The following is a 23,958-nucleotide window of genomic DNA, read 5'->3' on the forward strand; positions in this document are numbered from 1 at the left end:
ATCCCGGAAAAGACTTGACGGCAGCTTACGCCCAAACTTCGCGACGGTGCAATGCAGCATGGCCCCGGTCGCCGTCGCCTGCGGCATTCCGCCCCGTTGAGCAGGGTGCGGCGTCCTGCTAGTCGGGCGCGCATGGCCGACCAGCAAACCGCCCCGCCCGCCGATCGCAAGCTCGGAAATCTCGGCCTCATCTGGCGCTTCGCCATCCGCTATCCCGGCCACATCGCGGCGGCCGGGCTGGCGCTGGTGGCGGCCGCCGGCGCGACGCTGGCGATTCCCCAGCGGCTGCAGCGGATCATCGACAAGGGCTTCATCGCCGGCGGCGGGGAGGTATCGCCTTATTTCCGCTACCTGCTGATGATCGTCGTCGTGCTGGCGCTGGCCACGGCGATGCGATTCTATTTCGTGTCGTGGCTGGGCGAGCGGGTGGTGGCCGATATCCGGGCGGCCGTGCATCGCAACCTGCTGACCCTCGCCCCCCGTTTCTTCGAGGAGAACCGGCCGGCGGAAATCGCCTCGCGCCTGACGTCGGACACCACGATCATCGAACAGATCGTCGGCACCACCGCATCGGTCGCCCTGCGCAACCTCGTGCTGGGGATCGGCGGCATCCTCTATCTCTTCACCCTCGCGCCGAAGCTCACGGCCATGCTGCTGCTGGGCATTCCGCTGGTGATCGCCCCGATCGTGATCCTCGGCCGGCGGCTGCGGGCGGTTTCGCGGTCCAGCCAGGATCGCATTGCCGATGTCGGCGCGATGACGTCCGAGACGCTGGGCGCGATGAAGATCGTGCAGGCATTCGGCCAGGAGGACCGCGAGAGCGGCCGCTTCACGGCGGCGGTGGAAAGCGCCTTCGGCACGGCGCGCCGGCGCATCACGCTGCGCGCGGTGATGACGGCGATCGTGATCCTGCTCGTCTTCGGATCGATCACCATGGTGATGTGGCAGGGCGCGGTGGACGTCGCCTCGGGCCGCCTTTCGGGCGGATCGCTGGCGGCCTTCATGCTTTCGGGCGCGATCGTGGCGAGCGCCTTCGGCGCGCTCACCGAAGTCTATGGCGATCTGCTGCGCGGCGCGGGCGCCGCCAGCCGGCTGGCCGAGCTGCTGGCCGAGGTGCCCGATATCGCGCCGCCGCCGCATCCGGTGCCGCTGCACCTGCCGGCACGCGGCGCGCTTGCCTTCGATCACGTCACCTTCCGCTACCCCACCCGCCCGGAGGTGAAGGCGCTCGACGATTTCACCCTTGCCATCCAGCCCGGCGAGATGGTCGCCGTGGTCGGCCCGTCGGGCGCCGGCAAGTCCACCCTGTTCCAGCTCGCCCAGCGCTTCTACGATCCCGAAGGCGGCAGCGTGCGGATGGACGGCGTGGCGCTCACCGATGCCGATCCCAAGGACGTCCGTGCCCGCATCGCCATGGTGCCGCAGGAAACGGTGATCTTCGCCGCATCCGCGCGCGACAATCTGCGCTACGGCCGCTGGGACGCGGACGATGCGGCGCTGTGGGCGGCGGCCGAGGCCGCCAACGCCGCCGAATTCCTCCGTGCCTTGCCGCAGGGCCTCGATACCTTCATGGGCGAAGGCGGCGCGCGCCTTTCCGGCGGCCAGCGCCAGCGCCTCGCCATCGCCCGCGCGCTGTTGCGCGATGCCCCGCTGCTGCTGCTGGACGAGGCGACCTCCGCCCTCGATGCCGAATCCGAACGGCTCGTGCAGACGGCGCTGGACAGGCTGATGCGCGATCGCACCACCATCGTGATCGCGCACCGCCTCGCCACCGTGCGCGCCGCCGATCGCATCGTGGTGATGGAACGCGGCCGGATCGTCGAACAGGGCAGCCATGATGCGCTGGCGGCCAATGGCGGGCTTTACGCCCGGCTTGCCCGCCTCCAGTTCGAAGGCGTGGAATAGCCGCGATGGCGATCACCCTCGTCGGCCTCGATGCGGACGACACGCTCTGGCATAATGAGACGATCTTCCGCCTCACCCACCAGCGCTTCAACGCCCTGCTCGCCGATTTCGCCGATGCGGAGACGGTGGAAGCCCGGCTGGCCGAGGTGGAGAGGCGCAACCTCGCGCTTTACGGCTACGGCGCCAAAGGCTTCACTTTGTCGATGCTGGAAACCGCGCTGGAGATCAGCGGCAATGCGGCCCCCACGGCCGTGATCGCGGAGATCGTCGCCGCCGGGCGGGAGATGATGGCCCATCCCGTCGATCCGCTGCCCGGCGTGCGCGAGGCCCTGGAAACGCTGGCGGCCGACCATCGCCTCGTCCTCATCACCAAGGGCGATCTGTTCCATCAGGAACAGAAGCTGGCGGCATCCGGCCTCGGCGGCCTGTTCCATGGCGTCGAGATCGTCAGCGAGAAGACGGCCGATCATTATGCCCGCGCCTTCGCCCGCCATGGCGGCCGGGCGGAAGACGCGCTGATGGCCGGCAATTCGGTGAAATCGGATGTGCTGCCCGCGCTGGCGGCCGGCGCCCACGCCGCGCTGATCCCCTACCCCCTCGTCTGGGCGCATGAGGCGGCCGACGCCCCGACCGATCATCCCCGCTATCGCGAGCTGGCGGCGCTGGGCGATCTGCCCGCGTGGCTTGCGGAGCTTCGGGGCTGAACGCCTGCGCAAAACGCGGCGGCTTGCCAGCCCGCGCCACGCCCCCTATCGCTGGACCGGCTTGACGCGAACGGCAAGGGAGTGGCGGGGTGCGTTTCGAAGGCACGAAGGATTATGTCGCGACCGACGACCTGAAGGTCGCCGTCAATGCCGCGGTCACGCTCCGCCGCCCGCTGCTGGTGAAGGGCGAACCCGGCACCGGCAAGACCGTGCTGGCGCATGAGATCGCCAAAGCCACCGGCGCGCCGCTGATCCAGTGGCACGTGAAATCCACCACCAAGGCGCATCAGGGCCTTTACGAATATGATGCCGTCGCCCGCCTGCGCGACGGCCAGCTCGGCGATCCGCGCGTCCACGAGATTTCCAACTATATCCGCAAGGGCAAATTGTGGGAGGCCTTCACCTCCCCGCAGCTGCCCGTGCTGCTGATCGACGAGATCGACAAGGCCGATATCGAATTCCCGAACGACCTGTTGCAGGAACTCGATCGGATGAGCTTCGACGTCTATGAGACGGGAGAGACGATCGCCGCGCGGGAGCGCCCGATCGTCGTCATCACATCGAACAACGAGAAGGATCTGCCGGACGCCTTCCTGCGCCGCTGCTTCTTCCACTATATCAAGTTCCCGGATCGGGAGACGATGCAGGCGATCGTCGACGTCCACTTCCCCGGCATCCAGAAGATACTGGTCTCCCGCGCGATGGACATCTTCTACGAGGTGCGCGACGTGCCGGGCCTCAAGAAGAAGCCGTCGACCAGCGAACTGCTCGACTGGCTGAAGCTGCTGCTGGCCGAGGACATGCCGCTGGACGTCCTCCAGTCCAAGGACGCCCGCAAGGCGATCCCGCCCCTCCACGGCGCGCTGCTGAAGAACGAGCAGGACGTGATGCTGTTCGAACGCCTCGCCTTCATGGCCCGCCGGCAGGGCTAGGGCCGGACGGCATTCGGTTTCCGTGCCGTAAGCCGGCCCGCTAGGCCGGGCGCGGCGCCGTCCGGGTGATCGGGCCGGTGGCGGCCGGCGGGGCGCAGGGGGCATGGGCTTCCGCGATCAGGCTGGCGAGCGCGCCCGCCACCACGGGCCGGGCGGCCTCATTGTCCAGCCGGTCGAGCGCCGCCAGGCTCCGTTCGCGTCCCGCTTGTTCGGCGATGCGCAGGCCGACATAATAGCCGAAGCGCGACGGCAGCCCCGCCGCCTGGGCGCCGCCGGTGAACACGGCATCGATGTCGCCGCCGTCCACCGCGTCGAAGCGGGTGGCGACGAAGCACAAGGCATCTCCCCAGCGCGCGTCGGTCGGCGCGCGGATCGGCGCCGGCTGGTCCAGCAGCAACTGGTGATCGCTGGCGCCGGGCGTCAGCGTGGCCGCGGCATGGGTCGCCAGCCCTTCCTGCCACAGCACGCACCATAGCTGGTCGCAATCGTCGAAATGCCGGGCATGTTCGAGATGGAACAGCTCATGATCGAGGAAGGTCGGCAGCGAATCGTCATTATGCAGCCGCGCGATCATATCGGCGCCGAACAGCATCACCTTGCGCCCGTTCACATAATCCGATCCGCCGTCACGCACGCCCAGCTGATGGGTCAGGTAGATGGGCAGCGGCGGCACGAAATCGGGGAAGACCTTGCGGAACCGCGCCACCGATCCCGCAAGAGTCGCCGGAAATTCGCGCTCCACCTGCCGATAGGCCGTGCGGATCGCGGGAAACTCCGCCAGCGCCGCCGCGATCCGCCGGTCGAGCTTCGCGGGGCCCCTGGTCGTGTAGAGCCCCGGCGCCAGCCGATCGAAGGTGGCGCGGAATTCCGCCACCCGCCGGGCGGGGTCCATGCCTGCGGTGTGCGCCTCGAATGCGTCGAAGGCCGGTGCCAGGTTGGTGAAGGGCACGGGCGGCGGCGCGGCGGCCACCGTGGCCAGTCCCAGCAGCGCCAGCATCGCTTTGCGCATCCGTCTCTCCGTCGTTACGCCAGGAATTCCCCCACCAGTTCGACATGGGTGGACCAGCGAAACTGCCCCACCGGCGTGATCCGCGCCAGCTCATATCCGCCCTGGATCAATATCTTGGCGTCGCGGGCGAAGGTGTGCGGGTTGCAGGATACATAGGCGATGCGCGGCACCCCGGCGCCCGCCAGCTCCTCCGCCTGCTCGACGGCGCCCGCGCGCGGCGGATCGAGCACCACCGCATCGAACCGCGCCAGATCCTTGGCGTCCACCGGCCGGCGGAACAGGTCGCGATGCTCCACCATCACCGCCCGGCCCGCGCGCGCCGCCGCCAGCTTCAGCGCCGTCGCCGGATCGCGCGCGCCTTCCGCGGCATAGACCTTCGCCTTCTCCGCCAGCGGCAAGGCGAAGGTGCCGATGCCCGAAAACAGGTCCGCCACCACCGCCGCGTCGCCCACGATCCGCCGCACCTCGGCCAGCAGCGCCGCCTCGCCATCCGCCGTCGCCTGCAGGAAGCCGCCGATCGGCAGCCCCACCGCGATGCCGCCCAGCGTCACCGTCGCCGGCGCCGGTTCCCAGCGCACCTGCGGCCCGTCGCCCTCATCCACCGCCAGCCGGGCCAGCCCGTGGGTTTCGGCAAAGGCGGTCAGCGCCTCGGCGGCGGCCAGCCCTTCGGCCTCGACCTTCTCGATCAGCAGGTCCACGCCCTGATCGGCCAGCGTCATCTGCACAGCCGCCGCGCGCCGATCGCGCACCAGCCCGGCCAGCAGCCCCTTCAGCGGCTCGATCAGCCTCGCAAGCTCCGGCCGCAGCACCGGGCATTCCTTCAGGTCGACGATCCGGTGGCTGGCCCCTTCGTTGAAGCCCAGCAGCACGCGCCGCCCCTGCCGTTCCGCCCGCATCGTCGCGCGGCGCCGGGCGCCCGGCGGGGAAAGGTGCGGCAGGTCCATCGGCGGCGGCTCCACGCCCTGCGCGCGCAGCGATCCCACGATCCGGCTCGTCACGAAATCGGCATAGACCTCGTCGTCGACATGCTGGAGCTGGCAGCCCCCGCAGCGCGGGAAATGGCGGCACAGCGGCTCCACATGCTGCGGGCCGGGAATGACGGTGCCGTCCGCCGCCACCATGTCGCCCGGCGCCGCCAGCCGGACATGCCGGCCATCGGCGGTCACGCCATCGCCGCGCCCGGCGAGGCGGACGACCAGTCCGTCCTCGCTCATGCGCAGGCCGCCAGCGCGGATGCCAGATGGGCCGGCAGGTCGTCGGCGATCAGGCCGGGGCCGGCCTGCGCCGCCGCCGCGCCGTGCAGCCACAGGCCGGCCTGCGCCGCCGCGAACGGGTCCAGCCCGCGCGCCAGCATCGCGCCGGTGATGCCCGCCAGCACATCGCCCGTGCCCGCGCTCGCCAGCCAGGCCGGCGCCGTGGCGGCCACCGCCGCCCGGCCATCGGGGTGGGCGACCACGCTGTCCGCGCCCTTCAACACAATCACTGCTTCACTCCGTCGCGCGGCTTCCCGCGCGCGATCCAGCTTGCTGCCCGGCAGATCGCCGAACAGGCGCTTGAATTCGCCCTCATGCGGGGTCAGCACCGCCGGCATCGCCAGCCGGCGGAGGCGCGATAGCCCAGCATCGGCCAGCAAGGCCAGCCCATCTGCATCGATCACGATCGGATGGCCCGAATCCATCGCCGCCCGCAGCCGCCGGCGCGCCGCGATGTCGCGCCCCAGCCCCGGCCCCGCCACGACCGCGCCGGTGCGCGGATCGGCCAGCGCCGTCGCATCGTCCCGCCGCACGATGGCATGGGGCAGCGTCCCGGCGCCCTCGCCCGTCAGCACGACATAGCCGGCACCGGCGCGGGCGGCCGCCGTCGCCGCCAGCATCGCCGCGCCCGGCATCGCGCCGCCGATCACTGCCACCAGCCCGCGCGTATATTTGTTGTCGGCGGGCGTCGGCGCCGCCAGCCGCGGCCGCGCCACCCGCCACGCGCGCGCTTCGCCGCCAAGGCCGATATCGGCCACCGCCACCCGCCCGCAAAAGGATGCGGCTGGCTGCAGCACATGCGCCGGCTTCAGCACGCCCAGCGCCACCGTCAGGTCGAAACGCGGCACGGGGGAAAGGATCGCGCCGTCGTCGGTGGCGATGCCGCTCGGCAGCTCCACCGCGATGGCGAGCTTCGCCGCCGCCGCCAGTTCCGCCAGCCGGCCCGCGACGTCGCCGTCCAGCGGCCGCGACAGGCCGGTGCCGAACAGGGCATCGATCAGCAGCGGCGCCGGCTTCGCATCGGCCAGCGCCTCCACCGGCCTGTCCCACCGCGCCCGCATCTCGCGCGCCGCCTCGGTTCCGGGCTCGCCGGTCGCCGCCACGCGCACCGGCACGCCGCGTTCGCGCAGGTGCCGCGCGACGACATAGCCGTCCCCGCCATTATTGCCCGGCCCGCACAGGATCAGCGTCGGCGGCATCGCGGCGAAGCGCCACGCGGCCTCGGCCACGGCGGCGCCCGCCTGCTCCATCAAGTCCGCCACCGGCACGCCGCGGGCGAAGATCGCCTCCTCCGCGGCGCGCGTTTCCGCCGCCGTCAGGATCGCGCGGCGCGCCGCCGCCGGATCAGATGTCGGCGTAGACATGGGTCTCCGCCCTGGCGCCGGGATGCGTCACCGCCCCCTTCCACGCCGGCCCAACATTTCGGGCATAACGCCACAGCGCGCCCGAATTATAATCGGTCCTGCGCGGCTGCCACTTCGCCCGGCGCTCCGCCAGAACGTCGTCAGCCACCAGCAGGTCGATTGTGCCGGCCTCGGCATCGATGCGGATGGGATCGCCATCCTCGACCAGCGCGATCGGCCCGCCGTCCGCCGCTTCCGGCCCGACATGGCCGATGCAGAAGCCGCGCGTGCCGCCCGAAAAGCGCCCGTCGGTGATCAGCGCCACCTTCTCGCCCATGCCCTGCCCGTAAAGCGCCGCCGTGGTCGAAAGCATCTCGCGCATGCCCGGTCCGCCCTTCGGCCCTTCATAGCGGATGATGATGACCGATCCCTCGGCGATATCGCGCGCCTCGACGGCGGCGAAGGCATCCTCCTCGCAATCGAACACGCGCGCCGGCCCTTCGAACTGCAGCCGGTGCATGCCGGCCACCTTCACGATCGCGCCTTCCGGGGCCAGCGTGCCCTTGAGGCCGACGACGCCGCCGGTGGGGGTGATCGGGGTCTTGGCGTCGTAGATCACCTTCTGGTCGGGGTTCCACGTCACCTCGTCGATATTCTCGGCGAGCGTCCTGCCCGTCACCGTCATGCAGTCGCCGTAGAGCAGCCCTTCGGCCATCAGCGTCTTCATCAGCATGTAGATGCCGCCCGCCTCGTGCATGTCCTTGGCGACATAGCGGCCGCCCGGCTTCAGATCGGCGATATAGGGCGTGGACTTGAAGATCTCGGCCACGTCGAACAGGTCGAACTCGATCCCCGCCTCGTTCGCCATCGCCGGCAGATGGAGCGCGCCGTTGGTCGATCCGCCGGTCGCCGCCACGATCCGGGCGGCGTTGATGAAGGCTTCGCGCGTGCAGATGTCGCGCGGGCGGATGTTCCGCGCCACCAGTTCCATCACCTGCCGTCCCGCCGCGCGGGCGATCTCGTCGCGGCCCTTATAGGGCGCCGGCATCATGTTGCTGTTGGGCAGCGACAGGCCGATGGCCTCGCCCACGCAGGCCATGGTGTTGGCGGTGAACTGGCCGCCGCAGGCGCCGTGGCCGGGGCAGGCCACCTTTTCCAGCGCTGTCACTTCCGAAAGCGGGCAGGCGTGCGCGGCATATTTGCCGACCACCTCGAACACGTCGACCACCGTCACGTCGCGGTCGTGGAACCGGCCGGGCAGGATCGATCCGCCATAGACGAAGATCGAAGGCACGTTCAGGCGCAGCATCGCCATCATCATGCCGGGCAGCGATTTGTCGCAGCCGGCAAAGCCCACCAGCGCGTCATAGCAATGGCCGCGCACCGAAAGCTCCACCGAATCCGCGATCACCTCGCGGCTGACCAGCGAGCTTTTCATGCCCTGATGGCCCATGGCGATGCCGTCGGTCACGGTGATGGTGTTGAACCGGCGGGGCGTGCCGCCGCCCGCGATCACGCCCTCGCGGCAGATATCGGCCTGTTCGTTCAGCGTGGTGTTGCAGGGCGCGCTGTCGTTGCCCGCGCTCGCCACCGCCACGAACGGACGGGCGATCTCCTCCTCGGTCATGCCCATCGCGTAATAATAGCTGCGATGCGGCGCGCGCTCCGGCCCGACGGAAACATGGCGGCTGGGCAGGCGGGACTTGTCGAACTGATGGGTCATGACACGCTATCCTGGGGCTTGAACGTCTCGATCGCTCCGCCGGGTGCCGGCCGATCGGATCGTGAATCAGGCTCCGCTCCTTTAAGGGTTGGGTTTGCGGGGCGTCTTTGGCCTGTCGCGCCGCTTCGCGCAACCCGTGGCCCATGATTTTTTGAAACGACGTTACTCTTTACCCGTCACATGAGTAATTTTCATTCAACGCCCCGCATCCGGTCACTCCGGATTGTGGATGGCGAAGGCGGTGAAGGCCAGCGCCAGCAGGATCGCCAGCATCACGATCAGCGGCCACGGCACCCAGCCCACCCGGTCCACGTCGCGGCGGCGGTTGCGGCGGTGGTCCGCCAGCGCCGCCAGCCCGGCCACCGCCGCCGAAGCCCCCGCCAACGCCCAGAGTGTGCCTTGCATCCCCAACCCGTCCTCCGCATCATGCCGCCATCGTCATGATTGGGAGAGAGACTTTGCGCCACCCTGTTTTTGCGGCAGCCCTGCTGGCCGGCCTGGCGGCTTCCGCGCCGGCCTTCGCGCAGGAGGATCATTCCGCCCACGCCGGCCACGCCATGCACCACGCCGCCGCTTCCGGGCCGATCGCGGCCGCCGTGGCCGATCCGCGCCGCAAGGCGGAAAATCGCGCGCGCGATCAATATCGCCATCCGGTGGAAACGCTCAGCTTCTTCGGCATCCAGCCGGACCAGACGGTGGTGGAAATCTGGCCCAGCGGCGGCTGGTATACGGAAATCCTGGCCCCGCTGCTCAAGGACAAGGGCCGTTACATCGCCGCCGCCCAGCCTCCGGGCAAATATCGCACCGCCACCGAAACGCTGGTGGCCAGCGATCCGGCCCGCTTCGGCAAGGTGGAGATCACCACCCTCGATCCCAAGGCCCCCGGCGATATCGCGCCGGCCGGCAGCGCGGACGTGGTGCTCACCTTCCGCAACGCCCACAACCTGCTGATGACGGGCGAGCCGGAAGCGAAGGCCGCCTTCGCCAGCTTCTACAAGGCGCTGAAGCCCGGCGGCGTGCTGGGCGTGGTCGATCACCGCCTGCCCGAGGACCGCGATTCCGCCCTCGAAAAATCCAGCGGCTATCTGAAGAAGTCGACGATCGTCCGCCTCGCCGAAAGCGCCGGCTTCAAGCTGGCCGCCGAATCGGAAGTGAACGCCAATCCCAGGGACAAGGCCGATTATCCCAACGGCGTGTGGACCCTGCCGCCCACCCTTTCGCAGGGGGACCAGGACCGCGAAAAATATCTCGCCATCGGCGAAAGCGACCGGCTCACGCTGAAATTCGTGAAGCCCTGATCGAAGGGGCGGGGCCGGCGCGCGGAAAGCCGCCGGCCCGCCCGCTTATTCGCCCAGCTTGTCGATCTTGGCCTGCAGGCCGGCAAGCTGCGCCTTCAGCGCCGCCAGCTCGTCATCGCGCGATCCGCCAGCGGCCCCGGCCGATTCCTCGCCGGCGGAGCCGTTCTTCTTCGGCGGCTGGAACGCCTTGGCCGCCGCCTCGAACATGTCCATGTTGCGCTTGGCCAGCTCCGCGAACGGGCCGCCGGCAAATGCCCCTTCCATCGCCTGGCGGAACTGCGTCTGGTTGCGGCGGAACGCATCCATCGATGCTTCCAGATATTGCGGCACCATCGATTGCATCGAATCGCCGTACATGGAGATAAGCTGCCGCAGGAAATTCACCGGCAGCATCGTCTGCCCGCGATTTTCCTCCTCCATGATGATCTGGGTGAGGACGTTGTGCGTGATGTCCTCTTCCGTCTTGGCGTCGATCACCTTGAAATCCCGCCCCTCGCGCGTCATGTGCGCAAGATGATCGAGCGTGATGTAGCTCGACGTCTCGGTATTATAGAGCCGGCGATTGGCGTATTTCTTGATGATGACCGTGCCAGAACCCCCCGTGCCCGAACCAGCTGATTTCGCCATGACCGCGCCCTTTCCCACGAATTGCGGCAGCGTAGCATCATTTTCTGACGCACCGCAACAGAAGCCCCGTCCCCTTCCGCTGTTCCTTGCCATGCTGCAGCATGAAACCGCGGGCGATCCGGCGCGGCTGCGCGCGGCGCTCGCCGGGCTGCGCCGCTACCAGGGCCATGATCGCGCCCCGCGACCGCCCGAAATGCCGGTGATCGCGCGCATCGGCCGCGCCGCGATCCGCGATTATGGCGGCGCTGGGCCGCCCGCATTGTTCGTGCCCTCGCTCATCAACCCGCCGCACGTCCTCGATCTCGCCGAAGGCCGGTCGCTGCTGCGCTGGCTGGCGACGCAGGGCGTGCGCCCGCTCCTCCTCGATTGGGGCACGCCCGCGCCGGAGGAGCGCGATCGCGACGTCGCCGGCCATGTCGAACAATTGCTGCTGCCTTTGCTGCGCGAACTGGGCGAGCCGGTGGCGCTTGCCGGCTATTGCCTGGGGGGTACGATGGCGCTCGCCGCCGCCGCGCGCCATCCGGTCCGCTCGCTCACGCTGATCGCGGCGCCGTGGCATTTCAGCGCGTTCCCGCGCGCGGCACGCGATGACCTTGCCGGCCTGTGGAACCAGGCCGAACCCACCGCCGAAACGCTGGGCGTGCTGCCGATGGAGGCGCTGCAGGCCAGCTTCTGGCGGCTCGATCCCGCGCGCACCATCCGCAAGTTCGAGGATTTCGGCCGCCTGCCCGAAGGCGATCCCCGCATCCAGGCCTTCATCGCGCTGGAGGATTGGGCCAATGACGGTCCGCCGCTGACGCTCGCCGCCGGGCGGCAATTGCTGGTCGATCTCTTCGGCGGCGACATTACCGGCAAGGGCGGATGGCTGGTGGCCGGCGCGCCGGTCGATCCGGCCGCGATCGCCTGCCCGGTGCTGGACGTCGCCTCGCTCACCGATCGCATCGTGCCCGCCGCCAGCGCGGCCGGCATCGGCGATGCGATGCGGCTCGACCTCGGCCATGTCGGCATGATCGTCGGCAGCCGGGGCCGGCAGGCGCTGTGGGAGCCGCTGGCACATTGGCTTTCGCAACCGCGAAAGAGATGATAGGCGCGCTGCCGAAGAAGCACCGCAAAGGGCCGATCGAGCCACGTTCGCACAGGAGCCTAGCATGACCGAAGTCGTCATCACCGCCGCAAAGCGCACCCCCGTGGGCAGCTTTCTCGGCGCCTTCGCCGCCACCCCCGCGCACGAGCTGGGGCGCATCGCGATCGAGGCGGCGCTCGCCCAGGCCGGAGTCGCGCCGGCGGATGTGGACGAGGTGATCCTGGGCCAGGTGCTCACCGCCGGCCAGGGGCAGAACCCCGCCCGCCAGGCGGCGGTCAATGCCGGCCTGCCAGTGGAAAAGACCGCGATCGGCATCAACCAGCTCTGCGGGTCCGGCCTGCGCGCGGTCGCGCTCGCCGCCCAGGCGATCCGCGCCGGCGATGCGAAGATCATGGTGGCCGGCGGGCAGGAGAATATGTCGATGGCGCCGCACGCCCAGTTCCTGCGGGCCGGCGCCAAGATGGGCAATGTCGCCCTGCTCGACACCATGATCCATGATGGCCTGACGGACGCGTTCAACAATTACCACATGGGCATCACCGCCGAAAATCTGGCGGAGAAATATCAGATCACCCGGGCCGAGCAGGATGCCTTCGCCGTGCGCAGCCAGAACCGGGCGGAAAAGGCCCGCGCCGACGGCCGCTTCAAGGATGAGATCGCGCCCGTCACCGTGAAGGGCCGCAAGGGCGACACCGTCGTCGATCAGGACGAATATATCCGCGCCGGCGCCACGCTGGAAGCGATGCAGGCGCTGAAGCCCGCCTTCAAGAAGGACGGCACCGTCACCGCCGCCAATGCCAGCGGCATCAACGACGGCGCCGCCGCCATCGTCGTGATGTCGGCGGATGAGGCCGCCCGGCGCGGCGCGAAGGTGCTGGGCAAGATCGTCTCCTGGGCCACCTGCGGCGTCGATCCCGCGATCATGGGCATCGGCCCCGCGCCGGCCAGCCGCATCGCCCTGGAAAAGGCGGGCTGGACGGTCGCCGATCTCGACCTGATCGAGGCGAACGAGGCCTTCGCCGCCCAGTCGCTCGCCGTCGGCAAGGAACTCGGCTGGGATGCCGACAAGGTGAACGTCAACGGCGGCGCCATCGCCATCGGCCACCCGATCGGCGCCTCGGGCGCCCGCGTCCTCACCACCCTGCTCTACGAGATGGAAAAGCGCGACGCGAAGAAGGGCCTCGCCACGCTCTGCATCGGCGGCGGCATGGGCATCGCCATGTGCATCGAACGCTGACCCGGAACACCCCGCCATCGCCGCGACGCCCGGATATCGGGCGAAGCGGCGATGGCGGGCCGCGGCCGATCCGATAACGTCAGGCCAGCGCAGGCTGGCATCGCTGGCGGCTCCGGGACAACGCTTTTCCACGCACCGGAACCGTCCGGAATATCAGAAGCAGGCGGCCTTCGGCGCTTCCTCTCCCCTCCCTGCAAGGGAGGGGTTGGGGGTGGGTTCCGCCGAGGCACTCGGCGGCCCTCGCGGCGGCCGCCCCAGCTACGCATGGGGAATGGAGAGCATCTCCCCATTCCGGAACCGATTGATCCTAGCGGATCGGCCCCTCGGCATTGCCCTGGACGAACTGGTCCACATAGGGATTGCCGGAATCATAAAGCCGGTCGCGCGGGCCGTGCCAGATGATCTTGCCCTGGTAGAGCATCGCCACCCGGTGGGCGATCTTCCGCGCGGATGCCATGTCGTGGGTGATGGTCAGCGCGGTAATGCCGAGGTCGTCGACCAGGCTCATGATCAGGTCGTTGATCACGTCGGCGCGGATCGGGTCGAGGCCGGTGGTCGGCTCGTCGAAGAAGATGATCTCCGGCCGGGGCGCGATGGCGCGGGCCAGCGCCACGCGCTTCTGCATGCCGCCGGAAAGCTCGCTGGGCCTGAGGTTCAGCACCTCCGGCCCCAGCCCCACCCGCTCCAGATTCTCCTGCGCGATCGCCCGCATCCGGGCGGTGTCGCGCGCGCGGCCCTGCGTCAGCGCGAAGGTCACGTTGCGCCACACGGGCAGCGAATCGAACAGGGCGCTGCCCTGGAACAGCATGCCGAACTTGGCGCGCACGCGGGCAAGGTCGCGCTCGCCCAGCCCCACGATCTCCTCGCCGTCGATGCGGATCGATCCGGCATCGGGGCGGACGAGGCCCAATATGCATTTCAGCGTCACCGATTTGCCGCTGCCGGACTGGCCGATGATCGTCATCGATTCCCCGGCCTCGACCGCCAGGTCCACGCCGTCGAGCACGCGGTTCGCGCCGAACGTCTTGGCCAGCCCGCTGATCTGGATCTTGGGGGTCGCCATCAGCCGAACGCCATCACGGTGATGAGGAGGTTGGAAAGCAGGATCAGGATGAAGGCGCTCACCACCGCATTACGGGTGCCCTCACCTACGCCGGCCGCGCCGCCATTGGCGCGGAACCCGTGATAGCAGCCCATCAGCGCGATGAAGAAGCCGAACACCGCCGCCTTCACCAGCGCCATCATGAAATCGCTGGCCTCCAGGAATTCGCGCGTCACCTTCAGATAGCCGACGGCGTTGAAATCCAGCTTGTAGACGGCGATAAGATAGCCGCCGAAGATGCCGATGGCATTGGCGATCATCACCATCAGCGGCAGCGCGATCACGGACGCGAACAGACGCGGCGCGATCAGGTAGCGGAAGGGATCGGTGCGCAGCGTCGTTATCGCGTCGAGCTGCTCGGTCACGCGCATGGTGCCCAGCTCCGCCGCCATCGCTGATGAGACGCGGCCCGCCACCATCAGGCCGACCAGCACCGGCCCCAGCTCGCGCACGATGCCCAGCACCACGATGGCCGGCACCGTCGAGGTCGCGTTGAAGCGCGATCCGGCGGTGAAGGTCTGCTGCGCCAGCGCGGCGCCGGTGAAGATCGCCGTCAGGCCCACCACCGGCAGCGAGAACCAGCCGATATGGGCGAGCTGCTCCAGCCATTTGTGCGGATAATAAGGGGGCGTCAGCCCGCGCCGGATCGCGTTGATCGCGAACAATGTCGCCCGGCCCACCGTGGCGAGCGAGCGGATGGCGATCCGGCCGATCGCGGCGAAGAATGAGATGATGGCTTCGGCCAAGCGCTTACCCGTCATAACCAGCACCGCTGATAGCGGCGGCCGAGCGAGGTCAGCAACTCATATTGTGACAGGCCCGAAGCAATCGATGCCGTTGCGGGATCGTAATCCAGCTCCAGCCAGTCGCCTTCCTCCACGTCCTGCGCGGCGCCGATGTCCACGGCCAGCAGGTCCATCGAAACCCGGCCCAGCACCGGGCAGGGCACGCCGCCCGCCAGCGCCCGGCCCCGCCCCTCCCCGAAACCGCGCAGATAGCCGTCGGCATAGCCCACGTTCAGGATGGCGACGCGCATCGCCGCCGGCGCGGCGAAGGTCGCGCCATAGCCGACGGTGGCGTCGCGCGGCACGATCCGCACCTGCAATATCTGCGCATGCGGCCGCGCGACGCGGCGGACATGGCCTTCCGCGCCCGGCCCCGGAATCCCGCCATAAAGCCCCAGCCCCGGCCGCGTGAGGCCGAAGGCGTAACGCTGCCCCAGGCAGATGCCGGCGGAATTGGCCAGGCTGTATCGCCGCGCCGGGATCGCGGCCTTCAGCCCGCGAAAGGTGAAGAGCTGCTGTTCGTTCAGCGGATGGCCCGGCTCGTCCGCGCAGGCCAGGTGGCTCATCAGCGTATCGATCTCCAGCCCGTCCAGCAGGCCCGATCGCGCTTCTTCCGGCGTCAGGCCCAGCCGGTTCATGCCGGTGTCGATCATCACGTCGCAGGCCCGGCCCGCACCCAGCGCCTTCCACCGGGCCACCATCGCCGCGCTGTTCAGCACCGGCCGCGCCCGGCTGGCGAGCGCCGCCTCCGCATCCTCGGCGCGCAGGCCGTGCAGCACCGAAAGCGAAAGCGCGTCCGCCAGCGGCCCCAGCGCCTCCGCCTCCGCCCAGGTCGCGACGAAGAAGTCGCGGCAGCCGGCATCGGCCAGCCGGTCGACCACGCCCCTGGCGCCCAGGCCATAGCCGTCCGCCTTCACCGCCGCGCCGCATACCGCACGCCCGCTCGCCTCCGCGAACCAGCGCCAGTTGGCGACGAGGGCGGCGGAGTCGATATCGATGCGGAGCGGAGGAACAGGCGCGGTCACATCCACGCCGATAGGCAGGCAGGCCGTCAAGGGCAACCGCTCGCCCGGCAATCCGACCTCAAATTCGATCAGATTTCATACTCGATCTGCCATTCGGGCTCGTTCCACCCGGCATGGCGCTGCTCGCGGGCGCGGGGGGAAGGCTGGCGCGCGGCCATCTGCGCGTGCAGCCGCTTCACGGCATTGCTGCCGGTCCGCACGAACAGGGCGGGAACGATGCCATGGACCATACAGGCGAGGCCGCTTGCCACCATCGTCGCGCCGAAGCGGAAGGCCACGCCGAAATGCTCGACATAGCTTTCGTTCACGCTGCGCGGATGGGCGAGGAACAGGCGATCGAACATGGCTACTCCAGAACGCTGATGCGCCACCATGCCACGCCGGGCCTCCCCCGCCCACCCCTTTCCGTCAGACCATGTAGGAACCGCCGTTCACCGTCAGCACGCTGCCGGTGGCATAGCTCGCCTGCTCGGATGCGAGGAAGGCGACCGCCGCCGCTATCTCGGCCGGGCGCGCCATCCGCCCCAGCGGGATCGCCGCCTCCATCGCCGCCACCATCGTATCGGGCACGCTTTGCATGATCGGCGTGTCGGTGGGGCCGGGATGGACGGCGTTCACCCGGATGCCGCGCGTCGCAAGCTCGCGCGCCAGCGCGCGGGTGAGGCCGACGACGCCGGCCTTGCTCGTCACATAATGCAGCGGGCCTTCGCCGGACGCCGCCGATGTCGATGCGATGTTGACGATGCCGCCGCCATGGCCGCCCGCCGCCATCAGCCGCACCGCCGCCCGCGCGCAATGGAACATCCCGTCCAGGTTGACGCCCATCACCCGCCGCCATCCCGCGTCGGACATGTGGATCAGCTGGTCGGCATGCGCGGTCGGCGCCTCGCCCCGCGCGATCTGGGCGGCGCGCTCGGCCGCACCGGCATACATCTGGTCGCTGCCGTCGTCGGGGCCGCGGCCCGTGCCGGCATTGTTGACGAGGATGTCGACGCCGCCGAACGCGCCCGCGATCTCCGCGAAGGCCGCATCCACCGATCCGCTGTCGGAAACGTCGCAGGCCAGGCCGATATGCCCCCCGCCCGCCAGCGCCTCTGCCGCGCCGCCGGCCGCGCCGGCATCGATATCCAGCACCGCCACCCGCGCGCCGTTCGCCGCCAGCCGCTCCGCGATCGCCCGGCCGATCCCCTGCGCGCCGCCGGTCACGACAGCGCGCTTGCCCGAAAGCGCCCCGCTCATGACGGCATGTAGAGCTGGACGGTCTTGCCGCCGTCCACGGGCAGCGCGACGCCGTTGACGTAGCCGGATTCGTCCGAAGCCAGGAACAGCACGGCCTGCGCCAGCTCGGCCGGCTCGCCGCTACGCCGCATCGGGATCGCCTGCGTCACGGCATTCGCCGCATCCGGCGCCATTTCCTGGAAATGCAGCGTCGCGGGCGTCGCGATCTGGCCGGGGACGATGCTGTTCACCCGCACGCCGTGCGGCGCGCCCTCGATCGCGGCGCAGGCGGAAAAGTGGATCAGCGCCGCCTTGGACGCGGAATAGCTCGCCATGCCCGGCATCGCCCGCACCCCGCAGGCGGAGGAAATATTGACGATCGATCCGCGCCCGGCGGGGATCATCAGCTTCATCGCCTCGCGCGTGCCCACGAACACCGCCTCGGCATTCACCGCGAAATCGCGCCGCCAATCCTCGATGGTGAGGTCCGCGATCGACTTGTAGGCGGCGGACATCGCATTGTTCACCAGCACGTCCAGCCGGCCATGGCGACTGGCGACGTCCGCGATCAGCGCGGCGTAAGCGTCGAGATCGGACACGTCGAGCCGGTGCGCCTCCACCGATCCGCCGGCCGCCGCGATTGCCGCGCGCGTCTCCTCCAGCGGCTCCGCCCGCCGCGCGGCGATCGCGACATGGCCGCCTTCCGCGGCGATCAGCTCGGCCGTGGCGCGCCCGATTCCCTCGCTCGCGCCCGTTATAAGCACGATCTTGTCGCGCATCCTTCCCATGGCAAACTCCCGCAAAGCATCGCTTATCGGCCGCGCATCCGTGGCCATGCGCAGCCTTGCTGCATGAATCCCGCGCGGAAGCGAAGGGAATTTTTGAACGCCATGGAGTCGAATTTTACCGCATCGTCGCACGGTCGATGTGGAATTTTGTCGATGCGGAATTTTGCGGCGGGTTCGGGGGAGAAGGGCCGGGGCTGCTTTCCCCTACAACCGCCTCAGCTTCAGCCAATCGACGCCGTGATCGGCCTGCTTGTGCAGGATCACGTCGGCGCGCGAGCGCGAGGGTTCGATATTGTCGCGCAGATTGGGGCCGTTGATCCGTTCCCACAATTGCAGCGCAAAGGCCCGCGCTTCATCGAACGGGGCGTGGGCCATGTGGTGGAAATAGGATGCCGGGTTCTGGAAGGCGGTGCGCTGGAGGAGCATGAACCGCTCCAGATACCAGCGCTCGATATTCTCCTCCGCCGCATCGATGTAGATCGATATGTCGAAGAAATCGCTGGCGGTGAACACCGGCGCGTTCGCCCGCTCCATCCCGGCGCCGATCTGGAGGACGTTCAGCCCCTCGAAGATCAATATGTCCGGCCGGTCGACCACATGTTCCTCGCCGGGCAATATGTCGTAGGCCTGGTGGGAATAGACCGGCGAGGTCGCCCGCCCCGTCGCGCGGATATCGGCGAGGAAGCCGATCATCCGCTTCACGTCATAGCTTTCGGGAAAGCCCTTGCGCGCCATCAGCCCCCGCGCCTCCAGCTCCCGCGTGGGGAAGAGGAAGCCGTCGGTGGTGACGAGGTCCACCTTGGGATGATCCGGCCAGCGCGAAAGCAGCGCGCGCAGCAGGCGGGCGACCGTGCTCTTGCCCACCGCCACGCTGCCGGCGATCGCCACCACATAGGGCCGGGGCCAGCTCGGCCGGCCGACGAAATCGTCGGTCACGCGGGCCAGCCCGCGCGATGCGGCGACGTGCAGGTTGATGAGGCGGGTGAGCGGCAGGAACACCTCCTCCACCTCGACCATCGACGTCGGCTCGTTGGCGCCGCGCAGCGCCTCCACCTCGGCCTCGCTCAGCATCATCGGCACGCTGGAGCGGAGCCGCGCCCATTCCGCGCGGCTGAACTCCGAATGGCTTTCGCTATCCATGTCCGCGCTTTGCGCAGGGAATCGGCGATCAGGCAAGGGGGTGGGCGCAATTCGATCGTTGCGCCCCGCGCGCGTTCACCCGGCCAGCGGCTTCGCTCCGTTCGCCCGGCCGGGCTTGATCGTCCCCATGTCGCGGCCGTGGCGGGAAAGGTCGCCCACCAGGTCGTTGCCCATGGTCCGCTCCACGATCCGCCAGCGGCCGTCGCGCTTCTCCAGCCGGTCCAGATAATCGCCGCCGATCACCGCCTGCAACGGCCCGTCGCCCGCCTGCTGGAACACCATGACGTAGGAACTGGCCCGCGCCTTCCCCTCGCCTTCCGGCACGATCATCACATTGGCCAGCATGTGGCGCGTGCGCGGCGTGCCGTCGGCATAAGTGAGCACCCAGCTGCGGAAGGCATTGGCCACGGCCTTCGGATCGCGATCGGCCAGCAGCGCGCCGCCGCTGTGGATCACCGCATCGCCCAGCAGCTCGCCCACCGCATCGAAATCGCCGGCATCCAGCGCGAAGGGATAGCTGAACAGCACATTCTGGATGGCGAAATAATCGTCTGCTTCCATGGTCATGCTCCCGTTCCGGCCATGTCGCGGGCGGCGATCCAGGAAAATACGGCGCAGGAACCGATCGGATTGCCCCCGCCCGGATAGGTCTGGCCGCTCACCGCCGCCATCGTGTTGCCGGCGGCATAGAGGCCGGGGATCACCGATCCGTCGGCGCGCAGCACGCGGGCCTTGGCATCCGTCTTCAGCCCGCCCTTGGTGCCCAGATCGGATATCGAGAAAGCCTGGGCGTGGAACGGCCCCCGCCGGATCGGCACCAGCGGCGATCCGCCGCCCTCGCCCATGAAGAAGCGGTCATAAGGCTCACCGCCCCGGTCGAAATCCTCGTCCCGGCCGGCATCGCAGAAGCCGTTGTAGCGCGCGACCGTCGCCTCCAGCCGATCGGCCGTCACGCCGATCTCGCTTGCCAGCTCCGCCAGCGTCGCGCCGCGCTTGCGATAGCCGGCGGCCACATAATCCTCGGCCTTGCCCACCGGCACGGTCGGGAAGATCACCGGCGGCTCGCCGCCCGTGCTGTCGTCATAGACCATCCAGAAGGGCCGCTTCAGCCGTCCCTCCGCCTCCGCCGCGATGATGTCGCGGCCCAGCCGGTCATAGGCGGCGGATTCGTTGGCGAAACGCTCGCCATTGGCATCGACGAAGATGCCGCCGGTCAGCCCGAGCGAGAAGGTTGCCGTGCCGTCCGGGTGCAGGATGCCGGGGGACCACCAGGCCTCACCCATCAGGTCCACGTCCGCGCCGATGGCGATGCCCGCCTCGATCGGCCGGCCCATATTGCCCGGCGCGCCCACGCAGCCGGAAAGCTCGCCCGGCACGCCAAAACGCGCCCGCATCTCGCCATTGCGTTCGAACCCGCCGGCCGCCGCCAGCACGCCCTTGCGCGCCCGGATGCGGCGTTCGGCCCCGTCCTTGCCCACGACCACGCCGGTAACGGCGCCATCCTCCACCACATAATCGCGGAACGGCGTGGAAAGCCTCAGGTCCGCGCCGGCCTGCGCCTTCAGCGCCAGCAGCAGCCGCCCGATCAGCGCCTGCCCGCCCACCAGCTCCTCCGGCAGGGGCTCGCCCAGCCGTTCCACCGGCAGGGTCGGCCGCAACTGGTCGCGCAAGGCCCCGATCTCCTCGGGCGTCAGGTTCAGCGGCATGATGTGCCGGCCGCCGGCGCGCGCCTTGGGCGCCTTCCCGTAATAATCCGGCCAGGGATAGACGGCGAATTCCAGATGCGGGTCACTCTCCAGGAAATCGAGCATGGCCGCGCCGTTATCGAGGAAGGCGTCCTGCACCGCGCGCGGGGTGCGGTCCCCCACCACGGCGCGATAATATTCCCGCGCATCCTCCATGGTGTCGTCGTCGCCCGCGCGGCGCAGCGCGGCATTGCAGGGCAGCCACATGCCGCCGCCGGAATAGGCTGTCGTGCCGCCGAACCGGTCGGTCGCCTCGACAAGGATCACCTTCAGGCCCGCCTTGGCGGCGGCCAGCGCGCCCACCAGCGCGCCCCCGCCCGATCCGATGACGACGACGTCGCATTCCTCGTCCCAGGCCATTGCTCTCTCCCATATGATCTTTGCCCGATCGATACCGGCCCTGCCGGCTCAGGCCCAGCCAAGGGGGTGAGCTTATGGCCGCCTGTCGCTTGAGGACGCTTTGGCGAAATTCGCGCGCAGCGCCGCCAGCGCATCGGGCGTATCGGCATCGATCAGGATGGCGGGCGTATCGCAGGCCATGAAGGTCACGGCATCGCCCAGCGTGTCGATCAGCCCGCGCGCGCCCTTGTCGCCCCGGATCGCCATCAGCCGGGGGAAGTAGCTCCGTCCCCAGATCACCGGATTGCCGCGCCGCCCGCCATGCACGGGCACGATCACCCGCTCCCTGCCCGCCTCGTCCGACAGGCTGCGCAGCACGGCCGCCGGGATCGATGGCATGTCGCCCAGGCAGATCATCGCCGCGTCCCAAGCGTCGGGCACTGCGGCCATCCCCGCCGCCAGCGATCGCGAAAGCCCCTCCGCATGGTCGGCGGCATGAACGAAACGGCAATCCCTGCCCGCCAGCGCCCGCTCGATCGCCGGCGCGTCATGCCCCGTCACCACGATCGGCGGCGGCAGGCCGGCCGCGCGGATGGCCTCGGCGACGTGAAGGATCAGCGGCCGCCCGTCCAGATCGGCGGTCAGCTTGTTCGCCCCCATCCGCCGGGAGGAGCCGGCGGCGAGCAGGATCGCGCCCACCTTCGCCGCGCTGGCGCTCAATCCTCCGGCTCCCAGGCTTCCTGCCCATAGGGGCCATCCCTGCGGATCTGGTCCGCTATCAGGCCGCCCACGCCCATCCGCGCGATCACCCCGCCATCGACCGGCAGCCCCACCGCGATCCGCTCCAGCACCAGATCGATGCCGTTGCGGCGCGGGCTGCGCGCGCAGCCCGGCAGGCCGATCACGATCCGCCCGCCGATCCGGCCGAGGCACAGCAGGTTGCCCGGCTCCACCGGCATGCCGAGCCGCTCCACCTCCCCGCCCGCCGCGACGATGGCGGCGGGGATCACGTCGCGCCGGTCCACCGTGGCGGAAGCGCCGGCCACCAGCACGATCGCCTCGTCCTGTTCCCCCAGCCGCCGGGCAAGCGCGGCCTCGTCATGGTTGCAGATATGCTCCGCCGCCAGCGCCGCCCCCAACCGGGCAAGGCGCTGCCGGGTCGCGACGGCGGTGCCGGCGAACATCTTGTCGGGCTGGCCCGGCAGCCGCGTCTGGATCAGCGCGGTCGCCGGCAGGGCGAAGGGCCGCACCCCGATATCAGCGCGCCTCGCCGCCGCGATCGCCGCCGCCAGCGCCTGCCCCCCGATCGCATAGGGGATGATCTTCATCGTCGCGACGGCATCGCCCGCACGCACCGGCCGGCAGGGGTGCAGCGTGCCGAGGCCGATCGCCTCCGTCACCAGATTCACCGCGTCGATCGCCGCCCCGTCGCAATGGAACAGCCCATCATGCAGGGCGATCAGGTCCACCCGGCCGTGGCGGGGAACGGATGCCTCCACACCCGCCCCCGCCAGCGCAGCGGCAATCGCCACGGCCGCCTCGTCCTCACCGACATCGCCGGGGTCGAGTTGCGCCACCACCAGCTCGGTAACGCCTTCGCGCTCGGCCAGCGCAATATCGTCGGGCGTAAGGCTGCGGCCCTTGGGCAGGCGCCGGCCGCCGATCATGCGGCCATGGCCCAGCAGCGCGCCCAGCGCCTCGCCTGTCGGAACCGGGCCGAACCTCATCCCCGGCCACGCAGCCGGGCGGTGGCCTGCGCCAGGATCGAAAGCGCGATTTCCGGCGGGTCGGCCGCGCCGATGTCCAGCCCCGCCGGCCCGGCGATCCGCGCCAGCGCTTCTTCGCCGAACCCCTGCGCCGCCAGCCGCTCCAGCCGCGCGGCGTGCGTCCGCCGCGATCCCAGCGCCGCGATGTAGAAGGCCGGCGATTCCATCGCCGCCGCCAGTGCGGGATCGTCGATCTTGGGATCGTGCGTCAGCGTCACCACCGCGCTCGCCGCATCCGGCCGCCATTCGGCCATGGCCTCGTCCGGCCAGCGTTCGTCGGGAACGATCCCCTCCACCCCGAAGGATGCGGCGAAGCTGCCGCGCGGATCGACCAGCAGCGGCGCATATCCGATCATCCGCGCCATCGGCACCAGCGCGCGGGCGATATGCACCGCGCCCACGATCATCAGCCGCAGGGGCGGCGCGTAGCGCGCCACGAAGTCGCCGTCCCGGCCTTCTCCCTCCACGCTGCGCCCGTCGTCGAGGCCGGTCGCGACCGCAACCGTCTCGCCCCGCGCCCGCGCATCGCGGATACGGGCGATCAGTTCCGGCGGAAAATGCTTCGCATCGATCGTCTGCACCAGCACGGAAATGCGGCCACCGCAAGCCAGCCCCACCGCCCAGGCGGTCTCGTCCGCGACGCCATAATCCAGCCGGCGCGCGCCGCCCGTCGCCAGCAATTCCTGCGCGGCCACGATCACGTCGCCCTCCACGCAGCCGCCGCTCACCGATCCGGCAAAGCGGCCGTCCTCGCGGATGATCGCATGGCTGCCGCGCCGCCTTGGCGCCGATCCCCAGGTTTCGATGACGGTGGCGATGGCCACGCGATGCCCGGCGGCCAGCCAGTTCGCGGCCGTCGCCAGCATGATATCGAGATCGTCCCCCGTCGCATTCATGGGACACGGGCGTAGAGCATTTTCCCATGCGTTGGAACG

The 23,958-nt window shown here is 69.6% G+C and carries 24 protein-coding genes; 6 read left to right on the top strand and 18 right to left on the bottom strand.

Annotated elements, in window-relative coordinates:
- The first annotated feature begins 132 nt into the window (after nucleotides 1–132).
- From CV103_RS10885 to CV103_RS10895, 3 genes are all read left to right on the top strand, one after another.
- Nucleotides 133–1,905, top strand: coding sequence for an ABC transporter transmembrane domain-containing protein (locus tag CV103_RS10885; RefSeq protein WP_107394928.1), 1,773 nt, complete (start codon nucleotides 133–135; stop codon nucleotides 1,903–1,905).
- 5 nt (nucleotides 1,906–1,910) lie between these two features.
- On the top strand, nucleotides 1,911–2,609 hold the full coding sequence (locus CV103_RS10890; protein ID WP_107394929.1) for an HAD family hydrolase: 699 nt from the start codon (nucleotides 1,911–1,913) through the stop codon (nucleotides 2,607–2,609).
- An 89-nt stretch (nucleotides 2,610–2,698) separates the two neighbouring features.
- Nucleotides 2,699–3,541 (top strand): AAA family ATPase, encoded by an 843-nt coding sequence (locus CV103_RS10895; RefSeq protein ID WP_015459926.1) that lies wholly within the window; start codon nucleotides 2,699–2,701, stop codon nucleotides 3,539–3,541.
- A gap of 40 nt (nucleotides 3,542–3,581) precedes the next feature.
- Here the strand turns inward: CV103_RS10895 and CV103_RS10900 are convergent, their stop codons facing one another.
- The 5 genes from CV103_RS10900 to CV103_RS22130 form a co-directional block, all read right to left on the bottom strand.
- Nucleotides 3,582–4,550, bottom strand: a complete 969-nt coding sequence (locus CV103_RS10900) for a DUF2268 domain-containing putative Zn-dependent protease (RefSeq protein ID WP_107394930.1) — start codon at nucleotides 4,548–4,550, stop codon at nucleotides 3,582–3,584.
- A gap of 14 nt (nucleotides 4,551–4,564) precedes the next feature.
- On the bottom strand, nucleotides 4,565–5,764 hold the full coding sequence (locus CV103_RS10905) for a class I SAM-dependent RNA methyltransferase (protein ID WP_070933478.1): 1,200 nt from the start codon (nucleotides 5,762–5,764) through the stop codon (nucleotides 4,565–4,567).
- On the bottom strand, nucleotides 5,761–7,167 hold the full coding sequence (locus tag CV103_RS10910) for an NAD(P)H-hydrate dehydratase (RefSeq protein ID WP_107394931.1): 1,407 nt from the start codon (nucleotides 7,165–7,167) through the stop codon (nucleotides 5,761–5,763). Before CV103_RS10910 ends, CV103_RS10905 begins: the two co-directional genes overlap by 4 nt.
- Nucleotides 7,148–8,869: a dihydroxy-acid dehydratase gene (ilvD, locus tag CV103_RS10915; RefSeq protein WP_107394932.1), complete on the bottom strand. Its 1,722-nt coding sequence runs from the start codon at nucleotides 8,867–8,869 to the stop codon at nucleotides 7,148–7,150. The genes CV103_RS10910 and ilvD overlap by 20 nt, the downstream gene beginning before the upstream one ends.
- Nucleotides 8,870–9,082: 213 nt before the next feature.
- On the bottom strand, nucleotides 9,083–9,274 hold the full coding sequence (locus CV103_RS22130) for a hypothetical protein (protein WP_041864966.1): 192 nt from the start codon (nucleotides 9,272–9,274) through the stop codon (nucleotides 9,083–9,085).
- Nucleotides 9,275–9,327: 53 nt separating this feature from the next.
- On the opposite strand from CV103_RS22130, the gene CV103_RS10920 reads away from it, so the two are divergent.
- The gene (locus CV103_RS10920) at nucleotides 9,328–10,167 is read left to right on the top strand and encodes a class I SAM-dependent methyltransferase (protein WP_107394933.1); all 840 of its coding nucleotides are present in this window, start codon (nucleotides 9,328–9,330) and stop codon (nucleotides 10,165–10,167) included.
- A 45-nt stretch (nucleotides 10,168–10,212) separates the two neighbouring features.
- On the opposite strand, the gene phaR is transcribed toward CV103_RS10920, so the two are convergent.
- Nucleotides 10,213–10,794 (bottom strand): polyhydroxyalkanoate synthesis repressor PhaR, encoded by a 582-nt coding sequence (gene phaR / locus CV103_RS10925; RefSeq protein ID WP_015459920.1) that lies wholly within the window; start codon nucleotides 10,792–10,794, stop codon nucleotides 10,213–10,215.
- A gap of 91 nt (nucleotides 10,795–10,885) precedes the next feature.
- Here phaR and CV103_RS10930 point away from each other — a divergent pair, with 91 nt between their 5' ends.
- Both CV103_RS10930 and CV103_RS10935 read left to right on the top strand, forming a co-directional pair.
- Nucleotides 10,886–11,878: an alpha/beta fold hydrolase gene (locus tag CV103_RS10930; protein ID WP_107394934.1), complete on the top strand. Its 993-nt coding sequence runs from the start codon at nucleotides 10,886–10,888 to the stop codon at nucleotides 11,876–11,878.
- A gap of 64 nt (nucleotides 11,879–11,942) precedes the next feature.
- Nucleotides 11,943–13,115: an acetyl-CoA C-acetyltransferase gene (locus CV103_RS10935; RefSeq protein ID WP_015459918.1), complete on the top strand. Its 1,173-nt coding sequence runs from the start codon at nucleotides 11,943–11,945 to the stop codon at nucleotides 13,113–13,115.
- Nucleotides 13,116–13,422: 307 nt separating this feature from the next.
- On the opposite strand, the gene CV103_RS10940 is transcribed toward CV103_RS10935, so the two are convergent.
- From CV103_RS10940 to CV103_RS10995, 12 genes are all read right to left on the bottom strand, one after another.
- Nucleotides 13,423–14,178 carry an ABC transporter ATP-binding protein gene (locus CV103_RS10940; protein WP_015459917.1) on the bottom strand — a complete coding sequence of 252 codons (756 nt, stop codon included), beginning with the start codon at nucleotides 14,176–14,178 and terminating at the stop codon, nucleotides 13,423–13,425.
- Nucleotides 14,178–14,978, bottom strand: a complete 801-nt coding sequence (locus CV103_RS10945; protein WP_107394935.1) for an MlaE family ABC transporter permease — start codon at nucleotides 14,976–14,978, stop codon at nucleotides 14,178–14,180. The genes CV103_RS10940 and CV103_RS10945 overlap by 1 nt, the downstream gene beginning before the upstream one ends.
- Nucleotides 14,975–16,027, bottom strand: coding sequence for an alanine racemase (gene alr, locus CV103_RS10950; RefSeq protein ID WP_041865497.1), 1,053 nt, complete (start codon nucleotides 16,025–16,027; stop codon nucleotides 14,975–14,977). The genes CV103_RS10945 and alr overlap by 4 nt, the downstream gene beginning before the upstream one ends.
- 68 nt (nucleotides 16,028–16,095) lie before the next feature.
- Nucleotides 16,096–16,371, bottom strand: coding sequence for a DUF6356 family protein (locus CV103_RS10955; protein ID WP_015459914.1), 276 nt, complete (start codon nucleotides 16,369–16,371; stop codon nucleotides 16,096–16,098).
- A 64-nt stretch (nucleotides 16,372–16,435) separates the two neighbouring features.
- Entirely contained in the window at nucleotides 16,436–17,266 is an 831-nt protein-coding gene (locus tag CV103_RS10960) for an SDR family NAD(P)-dependent oxidoreductase (protein ID WP_107394936.1), read from the bottom strand.
- Nucleotides 17,263–18,033: an SDR family NAD(P)-dependent oxidoreductase gene (locus CV103_RS10965; protein ID WP_015459912.1), complete on the bottom strand. Its 771-nt coding sequence runs from the start codon at nucleotides 18,031–18,033 to the stop codon at nucleotides 17,263–17,265. The genes CV103_RS10960 and CV103_RS10965 overlap by 4 nt, the downstream gene beginning before the upstream one ends.
- A gap of 204 nt (nucleotides 18,034–18,237) precedes the next feature.
- A complete protein-coding gene (coaA, locus tag CV103_RS10970; protein ID WP_015459911.1) occupies nucleotides 18,238–19,173 on the bottom strand; it encodes a type I pantothenate kinase in 936 nt (311 codons plus the stop codon).
- A 75-nt stretch (nucleotides 19,174–19,248) separates the two neighbouring features.
- Nucleotides 19,249–19,740: a nuclear transport factor 2 family protein gene (locus tag CV103_RS10975; protein ID WP_041864963.1), complete on the bottom strand. Its 492-nt coding sequence runs from the start codon at nucleotides 19,738–19,740 to the stop codon at nucleotides 19,249–19,251.
- Nucleotides 19,737–21,278 carry an FAD-binding protein gene (locus CV103_RS10980; RefSeq protein WP_107394937.1) on the bottom strand — a complete coding sequence of 514 codons (1,542 nt, stop codon included), beginning with the start codon at nucleotides 21,276–21,278 and terminating at the stop codon, nucleotides 19,737–19,739. Before CV103_RS10980 ends, CV103_RS10975 begins: the two co-directional genes overlap by 4 nt.
- A gap of 72 nt (nucleotides 21,279–21,350) precedes the next feature.
- Nucleotides 21,351–21,977: a nucleotidyltransferase family protein gene (locus CV103_RS10985; protein ID WP_107394938.1), complete on the bottom strand. Its 627-nt coding sequence runs from the start codon at nucleotides 21,975–21,977 to the stop codon at nucleotides 21,351–21,353.
- On the bottom strand, nucleotides 21,974–22,984 hold the full coding sequence (locus tag CV103_RS10990) for a molybdopterin-binding domain-containing protein (protein ID WP_107394939.1): 1,011 nt from the start codon (nucleotides 22,982–22,984) through the stop codon (nucleotides 21,974–21,976). Before CV103_RS10990 ends, CV103_RS10985 begins: the two co-directional genes overlap by 4 nt.
- The gene (locus CV103_RS10995) at nucleotides 22,981–23,919 is read right to left on the bottom strand and encodes an XdhC family protein (protein WP_211314380.1); all 939 of its coding nucleotides are present in this window, start codon (nucleotides 23,917–23,919) and stop codon (nucleotides 22,981–22,983) included. Before CV103_RS10995 ends, CV103_RS10990 begins: the two co-directional genes overlap by 4 nt.
- Between the last annotated feature and the right edge of the window lie 39 nt (nucleotides 23,920–23,958).

The sequence above is a fragment of the Edaphosphingomonas fennica genome (genome assembly GCF_003034225.1).
In the GTDB taxonomy this organism is placed as follows: Bacteria; Pseudomonadota; Alphaproteobacteria; order Sphingomonadales; family Sphingomonadaceae; genus Sphingomonas_E; species Sphingomonas_E fennica.

What these genes read in the sequence shown, in the direction of transcription:
- CV103_RS10885 (WP_107394928.1), top strand. Translation starts at nt 133, where the DNA reads ATGGCCGACCAGCAAACCGCCCCGCCCGCCGATCGCAAGCTCGGAAAT.
- CV103_RS10890 (WP_107394929.1), top strand. Translation starts at nt 1,911, where the DNA reads ATGGCGATCACCCTCGTCGGCCTCGATGCGGACGACACGCTCTGGCAT.
- CV103_RS10900 (WP_107394930.1), bottom strand. Translation starts at nt 4,550, where the DNA reads ATGCGCAAAGCGATGCTGGCGCTGCTGGGACTGGCCACGGTGGCCGCC.
- CV103_RS10905 (WP_070933478.1), bottom strand. Translation starts at nt 5,764, where the DNA reads ATGAGCGAGGACGGACTGGTCGTCCGCCTCGCCGGGCGCGGCGATGGC.
- CV103_RS10910 (WP_107394931.1), bottom strand. Translation starts at nt 7,167, where the DNA reads ATGTCTACGCCGACATCTGATCCGGCGGCGGCGCGCCGCGCGATCCTG.
- ilvD (WP_107394932.1), bottom strand. Translation starts at nt 8,869, where the DNA reads ATGACCCATCAGTTCGACAAGTCCCGCCTGCCCAGCCGCCATGTTTCC.
- CV103_RS22130 (WP_041864966.1), bottom strand. Translation starts at nt 9,274, where the DNA reads ATGCAAGGCACACTCTGGGCGTTGGCGGGGGCTTCGGCGGCGGTGGCC.
- phaR (WP_015459920.1), bottom strand. Translation starts at nt 10,794, where the DNA reads ATGGCGAAATCAGCTGGTTCGGGCACGGGGGGTTCTGGCACGGTCATC.
- CV103_RS10930 (WP_107394934.1), top strand. Translation starts at nt 10,886, where the DNA reads ATGCTGCAGCATGAAACCGCGGGCGATCCGGCGCGGCTGCGCGCGGCG.
- CV103_RS10935 (WP_015459918.1), top strand. Translation starts at nt 11,943, where the DNA reads ATGACCGAAGTCGTCATCACCGCCGCAAAGCGCACCCCCGTGGGCAGC.
- CV103_RS10940 (WP_015459917.1), bottom strand. Translation starts at nt 14,178, where the DNA reads ATGGCGACCCCCAAGATCCAGATCAGCGGGCTGGCCAAGACGTTCGGC.
- CV103_RS10945 (WP_107394935.1), bottom strand. Translation starts at nt 14,978, where the DNA reads ATGACGGGTAAGCGCTTGGCCGAAGCCATCATCTCATTCTTCGCCGCG.
- CV103_RS10955 (WP_015459914.1), bottom strand. Translation starts at nt 16,371, where the DNA reads ATGTTCGATCGCCTGTTCCTCGCCCATCCGCGCAGCGTGAACGAAAGC.
- CV103_RS10960 (WP_107394936.1), bottom strand. Translation starts at nt 17,266, where the DNA reads ATGAGCGGGGCGCTTTCGGGCAAGCGCGCTGTCGTGACCGGCGGCGCG.
- CV103_RS10965 (WP_015459912.1), bottom strand. Translation starts at nt 18,033, where the DNA reads ATGGGAAGGATGCGCGACAAGATCGTGCTTATAACGGGCGCGAGCGAG.
- coaA (WP_015459911.1), bottom strand. Translation starts at nt 19,173, where the DNA reads ATGGATAGCGAAAGCCATTCGGAGTTCAGCCGCGCGGAATGGGCGCGG.
- CV103_RS10975 (WP_041864963.1), bottom strand. Translation starts at nt 19,740, where the DNA reads ATGACCATGGAAGCAGACGATTATTTCGCCATCCAGAATGTGCTGTTC.
- CV103_RS10980 (WP_107394937.1), bottom strand. Translation starts at nt 21,278, where the DNA reads ATGGCCTGGGACGAGGAATGCGACGTCGTCGTCATCGGATCGGGCGGG.
- CV103_RS10990 (WP_107394939.1), bottom strand. Translation starts at nt 22,984, where the DNA reads ATGAGGTTCGGCCCGGTTCCGACAGGCGAGGCGCTGGGCGCGCTGCTG.
- CV103_RS10995 (WP_211314380.1), bottom strand. Translation starts at nt 23,919, where the DNA reads ATGAATGCGACGGGGGACGATCTCGATATCATGCTGGCGACGGCCGCG.